At 67.2% G+C, this 13,290-nt stretch carries 11 protein-coding genes; all 11 read right to left on the bottom strand.

What is annotated here, in order from left to right; translation table 11 throughout:
- Positions 1-197 precede the first annotated feature (197 nt).
- Positions 198-1,592, bottom strand: a complete 1,395-nt coding sequence (locus tag VA599_RS20430; protein ID WP_346790337.1) for a DUF2252 domain-containing protein — start codon at positions 1,590-1,592, stop codon at positions 198-200.
- 276 nt (positions 1,593-1,868) lie between these two features.
- On the bottom strand, positions 1,869-2,225 hold the full coding sequence (locus VA599_RS20425) for a hypothetical protein (protein WP_144410291.1): 357 nt from the start codon (positions 2,223-2,225) through the stop codon (positions 1,869-1,871).
- 94 nt (positions 2,226-2,319) lie between these two features.
- Positions 2,320-2,796 carry a WbuC family cupin fold metalloprotein gene (locus tag VA599_RS20420; protein ID WP_346790335.1) on the bottom strand — a complete coding sequence of 159 codons (477 nt, stop codon included), beginning with the start codon at positions 2,794-2,796 and terminating at the stop codon, positions 2,320-2,322.
- A 506-nt stretch (positions 2,797-3,302) separates the two neighbouring features.
- Positions 3,303-4,562 carry a glutamate-5-semialdehyde dehydrogenase gene (locus VA599_RS20415; protein ID WP_346790334.1) on the bottom strand — a complete coding sequence of 420 codons (1,260 nt, stop codon included), beginning with the start codon at positions 4,560-4,562 and terminating at the stop codon, positions 3,303-3,305.
- A gap of 91 nt (positions 4,563-4,653) precedes the next feature.
- Entirely contained in the window at positions 4,654-6,255 is a 1,602-nt protein-coding gene (locus VA599_RS20410; RefSeq protein WP_346790332.1) for a mechanosensitive ion channel family protein, read from the bottom strand.
- Positions 6,256-6,330: 75 nt separating this feature from the next.
- Positions 6,331-6,741 (bottom strand): lysozyme inhibitor LprI family protein, encoded by a 411-nt coding sequence (locus VA599_RS20405; RefSeq protein WP_346790330.1) that lies wholly within the window; start codon positions 6,739-6,741, stop codon positions 6,331-6,333.
- 76 nt (positions 6,742-6,817) lie between these two features.
- Positions 6,818-8,470 carry an acid phosphatase gene (locus VA599_RS20400; protein ID WP_346790328.1) on the bottom strand — a complete coding sequence of 551 codons (1,653 nt, stop codon included), beginning with the start codon at positions 8,468-8,470 and terminating at the stop codon, positions 6,818-6,820.
- 76 nt (positions 8,471-8,546) lie between these two features.
- Positions 8,547-9,431, bottom strand: a complete 885-nt coding sequence (locus tag VA599_RS20395) for a phytanoyl-CoA dioxygenase family protein (protein ID WP_346790327.1) — start codon at positions 9,429-9,431, stop codon at positions 8,547-8,549.
- Between the two features lie 76 nt (positions 9,432-9,507).
- Positions 9,508-9,936, bottom strand: a complete 429-nt coding sequence (locus VA599_RS20390) for a DUF721 domain-containing protein (RefSeq protein ID WP_021475559.1) — start codon at positions 9,934-9,936, stop codon at positions 9,508-9,510.
- A gap of 108 nt (positions 9,937-10,044) precedes the next feature.
- Positions 10,045-11,358, bottom strand: a complete 1,314-nt coding sequence (locus VA599_RS20385) for an ABC transporter ATP-binding protein (protein WP_021475560.1) — start codon at positions 11,356-11,358, stop codon at positions 10,045-10,047.
- 13 nt (positions 11,359-11,371) lie between these two features.
- Entirely contained in the window at positions 11,372-13,111 is a 1,740-nt protein-coding gene (locus tag VA599_RS20380) for an ABC transporter permease (protein ID WP_346790325.1), read from the bottom strand.
- Between the last annotated feature and the right edge of the window lie 179 nt (positions 13,112-13,290).

The following is a 13,290-nucleotide window of genomic DNA, read 5'->3' as shown; positions in this document are numbered from 1 at the left end:
TGGGCGACGGGGGGGGGGGGGGGGAGGGTGTTAGGCGCTGTTTTCAACACTAGGGGGGAAGAAAACAAGCCGCCGCATATGCGGCGGCGGCGCGGGCCCGTCGGGGACGGTCCGGCGCCGGCTGATTATGCGTTTCTGTTGTTACAGTCTAGTTCAGGACGCAACCGTCAACATCGCAATTTTCCCTAACCCGGCATTTATGCCGCGGAGACCGGCAAACGCCCGCCGCGGACCGCCGCGTCGAACAGCCGATAGTCGGATTCCACCTGGTCGGCGTAGGCCTGCGCGTAGTCGGCTAGCGCCTGGTCGAACTTGTCCGACTCCCCCAGATAGCCGGCGATTTCGGCCGCGCAGCCGCCGGATTTGGCGTGGGCGCGCGCCAGCGTCCAGCCGCAAGCCTGGCCGTAGCTGGCTAGCTCTTCGGCATTGGTGAACGCTTCCAGCGCCGGAGCGGCCTTCATGTCGCGCAGCTGGCGCATGTAGAAGTGATGGCCGTCTGCGCCCTGGGTCCAGCCTAGGAACAGGTCGCTGGTGGCCTGCATCAATCGTTGTCCGAACACCACCCGCTTGCCCTGGTTGCCGTGCACGCATGGCTGGGTGAAGGCTTCCAGCACCGATGGCCGCGCCTCCTTCAACTGCAGGAAGAGCGGCTGGTCGTAGTCGTCCTGCAGCAGTAGCACCAGGCAGCGGGTGCCGACGCTGCCGACGCCCACCACCTTGAAGGCGGCGTCCACCAGCCGGAAGCGTTGCAGCAGCTCGCGGCGGTCTTCCTTCAGGGTGTCGATGTAACTGGTCAGCATGCGCTGGATCTTGGCCAGGCTGTCGCCGCCCAGCCAGTCGTCGCAGGCGGCCAACGGACCGTTCCGGTCGTCGAGGTGGAAGATGACCGGCGGGTTGTCGCGCAGCCGCAAGCCGCCGTCCTCCAGGTCGGTCATCTTGGGCAGCAGCCGCTCCTGGGTCTGGTTGCGCGCCTTGCCGGCCACCTTGTTCAATTGCTGGCGCATGCCCTCGTCGGTGGCCTGGGACAGCAATTGTTCGAAATCGACGCGGCAATACCACAGGTCCAGCTGGCTCATCTGCGAGAAAACGCCGATGCGGCGGCGATAGGTGGCGGACAGGCGCTGAACGATCTCGCGGGTGGCCTGGGCGTCGAAGCCGCGGCTGCGGCCGGCCAGCACCAGGCTGACCGCCAGCCGCTTGACGTCCCATTCCCAGGGGCCGGGATGGGTTTCGTCGAAATCGTTGATGTCGAACACCAGTTGCCGTTCCGGCGAGGCGAAGAAGCCGAAGTTCATCAGGTGGGCGTCGCCGCAGATCTGCAGCCGCAGGCCGCTGTCGGGGCCGGCGGCCAGGTCGGCGGCCTGGATCATCGCCATGCCGCGGAAGAAGGCGAACGGCGACGCGTGCATGCGCGCGTAGCGCAGCGGCACCAGCGCCGGCACCCGGCCCTGCGAGGTGGATTCCACCAGCGCCACCACGTCGCGCCCCGGCGCCAGGTGGAGTTCGGCCTGGCTGGAGCGCGGGCATTGGCCGCGTCGGGCCTTGCCGTCGGCGTAGTGCTGATCGTACTTGGGATGGGAGGCGGTGGTCATCGGCGGGTCCGTTCGTGGCGTATGCCGTCAGTGTAACCGCGCGGGGCGGGCGGCGCGCTGCCGACGCGGTTCGGTAGGCCAGGCGGCCTCGCCGCACGGGTGCTTATTCACAGCTTGTTCTGAAATTGTCCACATTATGCACAGGCTGTTGTGGATGAAATCACTTACCCACATTGTCGCAAAGGGATAGGCACTTTTCTGCGAGTTGCCCACAGTCTTATCCCGGGATATCCAGCTCATCCACAGCCAGTCACTGAATGCCGGACTTATCCACAGTCATTTGCGGGCGCAGCCGTGAATCTGCTTCTTCCAGGCCGGGCTGAGCGGCATGCCGTTCAATCTGACCTCCAGCAGGCTGCCTTCGCCTTGCGGCAGGATGTCCACCCGGGTGCCGGAGGCGTCGCTGACCGGGTTGCGCAGCGCCAGGCTGCGGCTGCCGTCGCGCTCGTCGCGGCGCTCGACGAAATCATCGGGGATGTGCAGCTTTTGCAAGCCTTGCTGCAGGCAGTCGGCCACCTGCTGCGGCGGGCGCTGGCTGTTCAGGCTGAGCGAGGGGGCGGCGCGCAGCGGCGTGGCGCAGGCGAGCAGGGACAAGGAGACGACGAGGGGGAGAACGGCGCGGAATAGGAACATCGGCTTCGGCATGGGTTGGTGAAACAATGCCTTTTTGGTGCGCCAATCGCCGCCGCGGGTTCCGTCTTCCGCGGCGGCAAGATGTTAAGCGATGTTACGCGAAGCGGTCGCCGGGCTGGCAGCGGCGCAGGAAGGCCAGCATGTCGGCGACGCGGGCGTCGCCTTCGGTCGGGGCCCAGGCGGCCTGATCAGACTCGGGCAGGGGCTGGTATGGGCCGCGCTTCACTTCGAACACCACGCTGCCCGGCTCCAGCGACACCACCGAATGCCAGGTGCCGGCCGGCATCTCGAACGCGCGCGCGCCGCCGTCGCCCAGGCGGTGGCGGGCGGCCACGGTTTCGCCGGAGGCGTCGAATTCGATCCAGTCCAGCGCGCCGGACAGCATGATCAGCAGTTCCGGGCTGCCGGGGTGGCGGTGCGGGCGGACATAGGTGTCCGGCTCCATGGCGATGGCCAGGCGCTGGACGACGTCGTCCAGCTCGGTGTGGATATTGTGGTGGGCGCGCAGCCGCGGCGCACAGGCAGCCTTGGCGGACAGGTCGGCGAGGTCTTGATTGGTCAGGGTTTTCATTTTTTGACGCGAGCGTGAAAAGCAAAGCGCGATTATGGCGCGAAACGGGAGGATTGTGTCCGGGCGCGTGGCGTTGCCGCAGGGGCTTGGGTGGGAGAGGGCTGCTGCCGTTTTTCTATTGAAGTGGTTTTGTGTCCGCTGCGCGGACGGATGATTTTCATGGCGGAGCTGTCCGCCGGGCAGGCAAGGGGCTGAGCGGCCAGCCCCCTTGCAACCCCAGGCCGCCCCTGCGACCGCGAATTCCCGTTCCGTTGACGGATGGCAAGGCGCCGTGGAACTCGCCCCGCGCTAGCGTCGCGGGGCTCAAACATGCGACGGCTTAAAACCTTGCCATCCGTCAACGGAACGGCGCGGGTCGGAAGGGGGAGGGACGGCGCGATGCGTGGATGCGTAGCATGGCAAGGAGTGTTGATCGGCTGGAAGTCGACCGGGAGGAGAGAGGGGGCGCACAGCCGCAGGGCGACGCATCAGGTTATGCGCCGCCCTGGGCCAGAGAGGTGTTTCGCTTACTGCCGAATCTGCCCGTCGCCCAGTACGATCCATTTCTGGCTGGTCAGGCCGTTAAGGCCGACCGGGCCGCGGGCGTGGATTTTGTCGGTGGAGATGCCGATTTCGGCGCCCAGGCCGTATTCGAAGCCGTCTGCGAAGCGGGTGGAGGCGTTGACCATCACGCTGGCGGAGTCCACCTCGCGCAGGAAGCGGCGCGAACGGCCGTAGTCCTCGGTGACGATGGCGTCGGTGTGGTGGCTGCCCCAGTGGTTGATGTGCTCGATCGCCTCGTCCATGTCCTTGACCACCTTCACCGCCAGGACCGGCGCCAGGTATTCGGTGGCCCAGTCGTCGTCGGTGGCGGGTTTGACCTGTTCGCCCAGGATGGCGCGGGTGCGTTCGCAGCCGCGCAGCTCCACGCCTTTTTCCCAATAGGTGCCGGCCAGCCGCGGCAGCATGAATTCGGCGAAGGCGCCGTGCACTAGCAGCGTTTCCATGGTGTTGCAGGTGCCGTAGCGGTGGGTTTTGGCGTTGATGGCGATGTTGAACGCCTTGTCCGGATTGGCGGTGTCGTCGATGTAGACATGGCAGTTGCCGTCCAGATGCTTGATCACCGGCACCCGCGCCTCGGCGCTGATGCGGGCGATCAGACCCTTGCCGCCGCGGGGCACGATCACGTCGACGTACTCCGGCATCGCGATCAGCTCGCCCACCGCGGCGCGGTCGGTGGTGGCCAGCACCTGCACCGCCTCGGCTGGCAGGCCGGCGGCGGCCAGGCCCTCATGCACGCAGGCGGCGATGGCCTGGTTGCTGTGGAAGGCCTCGGAGCCGCCGCGCAGGATGGTGGCGTTGCCGGATTTCAGGCATAGGCCGGCGGCGTCGGCGGTGACGTTGGGGCGGGCTTCGTAGATGATGCCCACCACGCCCAGCGGCACCCGCATCTTGCCCAGCTGGATGCCGGACGGGCGGTAGCTCATTTCGTCGATCTCGCCGACCGGATCCGGCAGCGCGGCGATCTGGCGCAGGCCGTCGGCCATCGCATCCACGCCTTTGGCGGAGAGGGTCAGGCGGTCCAGCATGGCGTCGTCGAGGCCGGCCAGGCGCGCGGCGTCCAGGTCCTGGCGGTTGGCGGCCAGGAGCGTGTCCTGTTCGCGGACGATGGCGTCGGCGATGGCGTGGAGCGCGGCGTTTTTCTGGTTGGCGTCGGCGCGGGCCAGCAGGCGCGACGCTTTGCGCGCGGCCTGGCCCAGTTGCTGCATGTATTCTTTGACGTTCATGGCGAAGAGTCCCGGTGCTGTTGTTTTCTGATTGTTTGCAGCTTAAACCAAAGCGCAGACAGCGAACAGAGACAGTCGGAATGTAGATTGGCTATTGTCGGGCAGGCGGTTCGCGCCAGCGTTCGGCCGGCACCGCGATGGGCTGGGCCGGCTGTTCGACGAAGTGCGGCGACATGATCTGCACGCCGAATTCGTTGAAGGCGTCCAGAATTTCGCCGTGCAGCGCGTCGCGCACCGCCGGCGCCTGTTCGCCGCGCGCCAGCTTCGCCTGCAGCTCGTACTCGATGTAGAAGTCTTGCAGCGCCAGCTTGCGCACCTGAGGCGGCGCGGCCGGGTCGATGCCCGCCGTGCGGCGCGCGGCCAGCTCCAATAGCGCCTCCACCTGCCGCCAGGGCGTGTCGTAGCCTATGGTGACGCGGGTGGCGACCATCGCGCCGGCTTCTCCGTCGTGGCGGCTGTAATTGTTGACCAGCCCGCCCACCGCCACCGCGTTGGGAATGGTGACTTCGAAGCCCTGGCCGGTGCGGATCTTGGTGGATAGCGCCGACAGCTCGCTGACGGTGCCTTCGGCCTCGCCTATCTTCACGTAATCGCCTGGGCGCAGCGCGCGGGAGTAGATCAGCACCAGGCCGCTCATCGCGTGGTTCATCAGTCCGGCCGAGCCCAGCGTCACCATCAGGCCGAAGAACACGCTGACGCCTTTGAACGCGTCGCTGTTGGCGCCGGGCAGGTAGGGGTAGGCGACGATCAGCGCGAACAGCCACAGGATCACCGACGCCAGCCGGCGGGTGGCGCCGACGGTTTCGGCGTGCAGGCCGGGCAGCTCCAACTGGCCGCGCTCCACCGTGCCGAACAGCAGCCCGAGGCCGCGTCCGATCAGCCGGGCGAGCAAGAAGATCACGGCGACGATGGCGAGTCCGGGCAGCGCCGACAGGAAGTCGTCGGCGATGGTGGCCAGCAACTGGTAGAAGGCGGCGGCCAGCTTGCGTCCCAGCGGCCGGGTATAGGGGAATTGCGCCAGCGTGTAGCCGAGCCAGACATAGCCGGCGACCAGGGCGGACAGCAGAGCGGTGATGTCTACCAGCTGGCGTTCGGCTGCCAGCAGAAAGCGGCGCAGTTGGAGGCGGCCGGCGAGCAGCGGCAACGCGTCCGCCGGCGATTGGGCCAGGCGCCGCCGCGAGGCCGCGCGGGCGCGGGCGATCAGGTACAGCGCGGCGGCGAACAGCCCGCAGGCCAGCAGGGCCAGCAGCGAAGACTGGACGATGCGCTGCGGCGAGCGTTGTTCGAGCACCGCCTGCCGCAGTTCGTTCAGCCTGTCGCGCGCTCGTTCCCCGGCTTGTTCCAGCGTCAGTTGATCGCCTGGGTCGAGATCGCCCTCCAGAATGGTGAACAGCGGCTTGCCGCGCACGCTCAAGGCCAGGCCGCGCAGCCGGCCGTCGGCGAAGGGCGCGGCTTGCACCGGTTGGCGCAGATCCTCAGGTTGGAGCGCATTGATGCGCTCCAGCGTGCGTTGCAGCCGTTGCTCTGGCGTCAGGCTGCCTTGACCGGCGAGGAAAAGAAAGATGGGGCGGTTGTCCAGCATCAGCGTGCGGGCTTGATCGGCGGCGGACGGGGTGGCGCGGGGTTCCGCGGCGTGGACAAGCAGCGGGAGCGATAGCAGCAGCGGCAGCAGGCAGCGGCGGATCAGGGACATGGCGGCTCCGGTCGGCGGCGATGATATCGGCATCATCGCACAGCCGGAGCCGTTCGGCACCCGCCGGCGCGCGCGTCAGCGCGGACTGGGTTGCAGCCGGGTCAGTTCTGCGGCGCGGGCGGCGGTGGACGCCAGCTCGCAGTCGGCGGCCACCAGCGATTCGGCGGTGCCGCCGTCAGGATCAACGTAGGCGCTGCAGTTGGCGGCGCGGTATTTCAGCCACAGCCGCTGGGCGGTTTGCAGCCTTTGCTGGCGCTTGGCGGGCAAGGCGGCCATCAGCTTGCGGTATGTGTCGTTCAGCTGCTTGTCCTGGCGCGCGTGTTCTGCCGAGAGGCAATCCAGCATGCCGGCGGTGACGCCGCCGGCCTGGTCCATGCACTGGTCGTAATGGTGGCTGTACATCGCCTCTTCGGCGCAGGCAAAGGCGCGGAAGGATAGGAGGCCGAGCAGCAGCAGGGCGGACAGGCGTAAGGCGTATCGAGTCATGTTTTTATGGTTTTCCAAGGTGCGCACGCGGAATGATGGGGGAAGCCGGCCCGCGGGGGCGAGCCGGCCATGGGGCTTAGAGCTGCAACGCGCCGGTCAGGTCGCCCGGCGGCTGCGCGCCGCGCTCGCGGAAGGCCTGGTTGCGAACCTTGACGCCCTCCAGCTCCGGCAGGCCGTGCAGGCGGCTGATGAAGCGGATGATGGAGGTGGTGTCGTAGAAGGTGTGGTCGACATGGCCTTTTTTGGCGAACGGCGACACCACGATGGCCGGGATGCGGCTGCCCGGACCCCAGCGGTCGCCCTTGGGCGGGGCCACGTGGTCCCACCAGCCGCCGTTCTCGTCGTGGGTGATGACCACCACCATGTTCTTCCACTGCGGGCCGCTCATCAGGTGCTGCAGCACGTTGGCGACGTGGCGGTCGCCGCTTTCCACGTCGGAGTAGCCGGCGTGCATGTTCAGATTGCCCTGCGGCTTGTAGAAGGCCACCGCCGGCAGCTTGCCGGCCACCGCGTCGGCGATGAAGCGGTTGCTGATCGGGCTGTCGCCCAGGCCGCCGTCGCGCAGGTGCGCCTCGCGGGCCTTGGTGCCGGGCGCGAAGTTCTTGAAGTAGTTGAACGGCTGGTGGTGGTACTGGAAGTTGGGCGCGTCCGGGCCGCCCTTGCCGTCCAGCGCCGCTTGCCAGCTGCCGCCGTACCAGGCCCAGTTGACGCCCTTGCGCGACAACAGGTCGCCGATGGTGTCGTAGGTTTGCGGCGGCAGGGTGCTGGCGTCGGCCGGGTCCGCGTAGCGCTTGTCGCCGCCCTCGGCCGGCTTGACGTAGCTGGGTTGGAATGGCGGGGCCATGGTGTTGACCGCGTAGCCGTCCGGCGTGATCGCGCCGTTGTTGACGAATTGCGGCGGGCCGTCCATCGCCGAACTGGGCACTTTCACCTTCAGCTTGTAGCCCTTGGGGCCGTCGTCCAGCACGGCGATCTTCTTCGCCGCCGCGGTGTCCTTGGCGTTGAAGTATTCCGGCGTGCGGGCGGAGATCAGGAACTGGTGGTTCAAGTAGGAACCGCCGAAGGCCGCCATGAAGAAGTTGTCGCACAGCGTGTATTGCTGGGCGATCTTCCATTGGTTGAGGTTCTTCGCGGTTTCGCTGTAATAGCCCATCACCAGCGCGCCGGAGTCGGCCCAGGCGGCGAACTGGTCGTTCCGGCCGCCGTTGATCTGCATCTGGTTCTGGTAGAACAAATGCCACAGGTCACGGGTGATCACGGCTTCCGGCAGCGGCTCGCCGTCGGCGTCCTTCAGCGGGAACGGGCCGTTGGGCAGGTTCTGGATCTTGTCTTCCTCGATCAGGTAGTACTTGCCGGCCACGGTCTGGCCGCGCTGCACCATGCCGCCCCAGATCTTGGGCAGGTTCTTCAGCCTGGAGCCGTCGCGGTCCAGCTGGATACAGGCTTCGGCCGGCGCCTTGGACAGCGGATGCTTCACGCCGGGGAAGTTGCCGTACAGATTGTTGAAACTGCGGTTTTCCAGGTAGATCACCACCACGTTCTTCACGTGATGGCGCAGCCTGTCGTCCAGCGGGCCGTGGGCGCCCGGCGCGGCGTCGGCCGCCTGGCTGGCGACGGCGGGCAGCACGCCGGCGGCGCCGATGGCGGCCAGGCCTTCGAACAGGCGGCGGCGCGACGGGTCCTGCGGCGCGGTTTCGGGAGTGGTTTCGGGCGTATCGTGTTCGGACATGGCGATTATCCTGTGGTGCTGGACGTACAGCGGGAAACCGCCACTTTACTCCGCTTTGATGTCTATCTGAAGGCGATCAATCGTTTCGCATGGCGGCGCGCGCCTGGGCCAGCAGCGTTTTGGCTTCTTCCGGCAGGAATTCGGCGAAGCGCGGCGGCTCGGCCGGCGGCTCGCGCAGCAGCGCGACTGGGTCCTGGCCGTCGATGCTGCCAAGGTTGGGCGCGTGCACGAAGTAGCCGAGCAGCCGCTGCAGCCGTTCGGGCAGTTCGCGAGCCAGCTCGCGCGGCACCGCCAGGTAGTGGTTTTCCGCCTGGCGCAGCCAGCCCAGGCAGTAGCTGAGCACCACGCCGGTGCGGGGCTGGCCGGTGCGGTTGGCGCCGCCGGCGTGGATGACGGAGCCGAGATAGATCAGCACCGAGCCGGCGGGCATCGCGGCCGGGACTACTTCGCTCTCGTCCGGCAGCCGCTCCTCGGTCCAGCGGTGGCTGCCCGGCGCGACGTTGGTGGCGCCGTTGTCCTCGGTGAAGTCGTCCAGCGCGTACATGCAGTTGATCATGGTTTCCGATCCGGGAACCTTGACCGGAAACATCAGCGCGTCGCTGTGCAGGAACTGGCGCGGCTCGCCCGGGCCGATGCGTATCGCCTGGGTCAGGTTGAGCTGGTATTCGCGGCAGCCTCTGAGCAGCATGATGTCCATCAGCTGCAGGATCAGCGGGTGGATGGCCAGCTCGCGGCAGACTGGCACGCGGGCGATCAGGCCGGACAGCCGGCGGGTGGCGTAGCCGTAGAAGTCGCCCTGGCAGTCGGGCGCGGCGTCCAGCAGCGGGAAGAGCTCGGCGCGGAAGCGGGCCAGCCGCTCGGGGCAGAGCAGCCCTTCTACGATGACGCCGCCGTCGCGCTCCAGCGCGGCGGCGATGCCGGATGCGGGGTGATCGGGAGAAAAGCGTTGCAGAGCGGTCATGGCGCCTCCTGCCAAGATCAATCGAAAGGAGACTATTGGCGCCGAGGCGCGGCGGGAAAACTGGCTGTCGGTACAGTCAGCCGCGGCGCTGGCGCGCGATCAGCCGCTGCAGCGCGCGCTTGACGTCGGGGTGGCTGATGCAGTCGGACGCCTGCTCCATGCCGTCCAGCGCGGTTTCGCTGATCGCCAGCGTCTTCGGTTTTTTGACGCGGACCAGCTGCAGCGCCACCTTGACCCGCACCTTAGACGCCGGATAGCCCTGCTGCGCCAGCTGCGGCAGCAGCCCGGGCGCGGTCATCCGCAGCCGGGCGGCGACGATGCCGTTGTCGGCGTGGATCACCAGCTCGTCGTCGCGGATGCGCACCGCGCGGCAAGCCTCGCCCATCGCCGGCGGAATCAGCTTCTTGAAGGCGCGGTCCAGCGCCATCAGCTCGTGCGCGGCGGCGGAGAGGCGGGCCAGGGTCTGGTCCTGGCGGGTGATGTCGTTGAGCGGGCGTCCGGACATGGGCGTGGGGGGGAACGGTCGATGCCGTATTGTAGCATCGAGCGGGCTTGCGGCCGGCGAAACAAAACGGGCGCCGTCCGGGCGCCCGTTGTCGTGGCCCGCGAAAGCTTACTGGCCGCCCTCGACGTCTTCCAGGCTGAAGGTCTCGGTGTGGTCGTTGTAGGAGAAGATTTCGGCGTAGCGGCCCCAACTGATCACGGTGTCCAGCGTTTCCTCGGCCGACTGGTCGGACAGCGAGTCCTCCAGTTCCTGGGCGAAACGCAGCCGCGGCGCGCGCTGGCCGGGGCGCTCCTGCAGCACCTTGCGGATGTGGGCGGCCATCGGCACGTGGCGCAGCAGGTGTTCGGCGAACATCACCTTGCGCTCCTGGGTGCCGTAGTCGGCGAACAGCTTGCCGGCGGCGGTCAGCAGCATGTCGCCGTCTTTCAGCTCGACGAAGCCCAGGTGCTCCAGCACCTCGGCCACCGGGAACAGGTCGTCCACTTCCAGCAGCAGCTTCTCGGCGATTTCCGGCATGTCGGCCTTGCCGAAGTAGGGCTCTTGCGCCACTTCCTCGATCAGGCCGGCCATCAGGTTGGTGGATACCTCGGTCAGGTGGCTGCCGATCTCCAGCGGCAGCTTGTGCAGCGTGTGGGCGCTGCGGCGCGCGGTCATCAGCGCGTAGATGTCGTCCACCATCTTGCGGAAGGCCGGGTCCAGCCGGTTGCGGCGGTGCGGGAACGGCACCTTGATCTCGGCCACCACGCGGCCGGGATTGGACGACAGCACCAGGATGCGGTCGCACATGAATACGGCTTCTTCGATGTTGTGGGTGACGATGAGCACGGATTTGATCGGCAGCTGGCCTTCGCTCCACAGGTCCAGCATGTCGGTGCGCAGCGTCTCGGCGGTCAGCACGTCCAGCGCCGAGAACGGCTCGTCCATCAGCAGCAGCGTCGGGTTGACCACCAGGCCGCGGGCGAAGCCGACGCGCTGGCGCATGCCGCCGGACAGCTCGCGCGGGTAGGCGTTTTCGAAGCCGTCCAGGCCGATCAGGTCGATCGCGGCCAGCGCGCGGCGGCGGCGCTCCTTGGCGTCCACGCCCAGCGCCTCCAGGCCGGCCTCCACGTTCTGCAGCACGGTCAGCCACGGGAACAGCGCGAAGGTCTGGAACACCATGGCCACGCCTTCGGCCGGTCCCTTCAGCGGCTTGCCCTGGTAGTTGACCTCGCCGCCGCTTTGCGGGATCAGGCCGGCGATGATGCGCAGCAGCGTGGACTTGCCGGAGCCGGAGCGGCCCAGCAGGCCGACGATCTCGCCTTCGCGCAGCGTCAGGTTCACATCGTCCAGCACCTGGATCTCGTCGCTGCCCTTGGAGAAGCCGCGGCAGACGTTCTTCAGCTTGAAGATTTCCTGTCCCAGGGCGTTGTTTTCGGTAGTCATGCTTGATGCCCCCTTAGTTGAGACGGAGTTTGTTTTCGGCGATGGCGTACATCGGGCGCCACAGCAGGCGGTTGAACAGCACCACGAACAGCGACATCACCACGATGCCGAGCAGGATCTTGGGATAGTCGCCGGCGGCGGTGGTCTGCGCGATGTAGGCGCCCAGGCCGTGGGCGGCCAGCTTGTCGTCGCCCCAGGACACGAATTCGGACACGATGCTGGCGTTCCAGGCGCCGCCGGACGCGGTGATCGCGCCGGTGACGTAGTACGGGAAGATGCCTGGCAGCATCACCTTGCGCCACCACTGCCAGCCGCGGATGCGGAAGTTGGCGGCGGCCTCCTTGAAGTCGTTGGGGAAGGCGGTGGCGCCGGCGATGACGTTGAACAGGATGTACCACTGGGTGCCCAGCACGATCAGCGGCGATAGCCAGATGTCCGGGTTCAGCTTGTAGTGGACGATGAAGATCACGAACACCGGGAACAGCAGGTTGGCCGGGAAGGCGGCCAGGAACTGCGCCAGCGGCTGGACCTTTTCGGCCAGCCGGGGGCGCAGGCCGATCAGCACGCCCAGCGGCACCCAGATCACCGACGCCACGGCGATCAGCAGGCTGACGCGCACCAGCGTGATCAGGCCCAGGCCGAACACCCGCAGCACCTCCCAGGCGCCCACTTCGGTGGCGATGAAGTGCACCAGCTTGCTGGCGACGGCGGCGGCGAGCAGCGCCACCAGCGCCCACCACAGCACGTCGATGCCGCGCGACACCGGGGTGTGGTCTTCCGAGTGGATGCCCTTGGGCAGGCTGACGTTCAGCCGCAGGCGGGCGATCTTCTTCAGCAGCTTGCCGAAGGGCTTGAGCAGTTGCTGGATGAAATGGGTGCGCTGGATCAGGTTCAGCACCCAGGATTCCGGCGCGTGCTGGCTGGCGGTGTCCTCCAGGCGGAACTTGTCGGCCCAGGCCACCAGCGGTCGGAACAGGAACTGGTCGTAGATCAGGATCACCACCGACATGGTCAGGATCACCCAGCCGACCGCGGCCAGATCCTTGTTCTGGATCGCCAGCGCCAGGTAGGAGCCGACGCCGGGCAGCATCACGGTCTTGTCGCCGACGGTGATCGCCTCGGACGCCACCACGAAGAACCAGCCGCCGGACATGCTCATCATCATGTTCCAGATCATGCCGGGCATCGCGTACGGCACTTCCAGCTTCCAGAACTTCTGCCAGGCGGTCAGCCTGAGGTTGACCGACACTTCCTGCAGGTCGCGCGGCACGGTGCGCAGCGACTGGTAGAAGCTGAAGGTCATGTTCCACGCCTGGCTGGTGAAGATGGCGAAGATGGCGGCGAACTCGGCCCCCAGCACCCGGCCGGGGAACAAGGCCAGGAAGAAGGTGACGGTGAACGATATGTAGCCCAGCACCGGCACCGATTGCAGGATGTCCAGTATCGGCACCAGCAAGAGGCCGGCGCGGCGGCTCTTGGCGGCCAGCGTGCCGTAGACCAGAGTGAAGGCCAGCGCGGCGGCCATCGCCGCCAGCATGCGCAGCGTGGTGCGCAGCGCGTATTCGGGCAGGTTGCCGGGCTCCAGCGAGATCGGCGCGGTCTGCAGCGCGGTGATCGGGGCCCAGGTTTCGCGGATGCCGGTGGTGGCCATCAGCAAAAAGCCCAGGATCAGCGGAAACGCGATCAGGTCCCAGCGGTTGGGGATCAGCCGCCGTGCGGTGGCGGGCATGAAGTGGCGGACGGCGGTGGTCATCAGGCCTCTCCGTTTTCTATGTTTATCGCGGCGGGCGGCAACCGGCCCGCTTCTATTATGACAACTCTGGAGCGGGTGGCGGATGGCGTCCTCGACGTTCGGCATGCCGAGCGCCGCGCAACGATGCGTCCGCCATGTCCAAAGCCGTGCTGGAGAGCATTGCAAGCAATCCCGGAAGC

It is taken from the genome of Chromobacterium indicum, from assembly GCF_039708975.1.
GTDB lineage: Bacteria > Pseudomonadota > Gammaproteobacteria > Burkholderiales > Chromobacteriaceae > Chromobacterium > Chromobacterium piscinae.
This window is presented reverse-complemented; position numbering and strand designations above follow the sequence as displayed.

What these genes read in the sequence shown, in the direction of transcription:
- VA599_RS20380 (WP_346790325.1), bottom strand. Translation starts at nt 13,111, where the DNA reads ATGACCACCGCCGTCCGCCACTTCATGCCCGCCACCGCACGGCGGCTG.
- VA599_RS20385 (WP_021475560.1), bottom strand. Translation starts at nt 11,358, where the DNA reads ATGACTACCGAAAACAACGCCCTGGGACAGGAAATCTTCAAGCTGAAG.
- VA599_RS20425 (WP_144410291.1), bottom strand. Translation starts at nt 2,225, where the DNA reads ATGTTCCTATTCCGCGCCGTTCTCCCCCTCGTCGTCTCCTTGTCCCTG.
- VA599_RS20405 (WP_346790330.1), bottom strand. Translation starts at nt 6,741, where the DNA reads ATGACTCGATACGCCTTACGCCTGTCCGCCCTGCTGCTGCTCGGCCTC.
- VA599_RS20430 (WP_346790337.1), bottom strand. Translation starts at nt 1,592, where the DNA reads ATGACCACCGCCTCCCATCCCAAGTACGATCAGCACTACGCCGACGGC.
- VA599_RS20400 (WP_346790328.1), bottom strand. Translation starts at nt 8,470, where the DNA reads ATGTCCGAACACGATACGCCCGAAACCACTCCCGAAACCGCGCCGCAG.
- VA599_RS20410 (WP_346790332.1), bottom strand. Translation starts at nt 6,255, where the DNA reads ATGTCCCTGATCCGCCGCTGCCTGCTGCCGCTGCTGCTATCGCTCCCG.
- VA599_RS20420 (WP_346790335.1), bottom strand. Translation starts at nt 2,796, where the DNA reads ATGAAAACCCTGACCAATCAAGACCTCGCCGACCTGTCCGCCAAGGCT.
- VA599_RS20395 (WP_346790327.1), bottom strand. Translation starts at nt 9,431, where the DNA reads ATGACCGCTCTGCAACGCTTTTCTCCCGATCACCCCGCATCCGGCATC.
- VA599_RS20415 (WP_346790334.1), bottom strand. Translation starts at nt 4,562, where the DNA reads ATGAACGTCAAAGAATACATGCAGCAACTGGGCCAGGCCGCGCGCAAA.
- VA599_RS20390 (WP_021475559.1), bottom strand. Translation starts at nt 9,936, where the DNA reads ATGTCCGGACGCCCGCTCAACGACATCACCCGCCAGGACCAGACCCTG.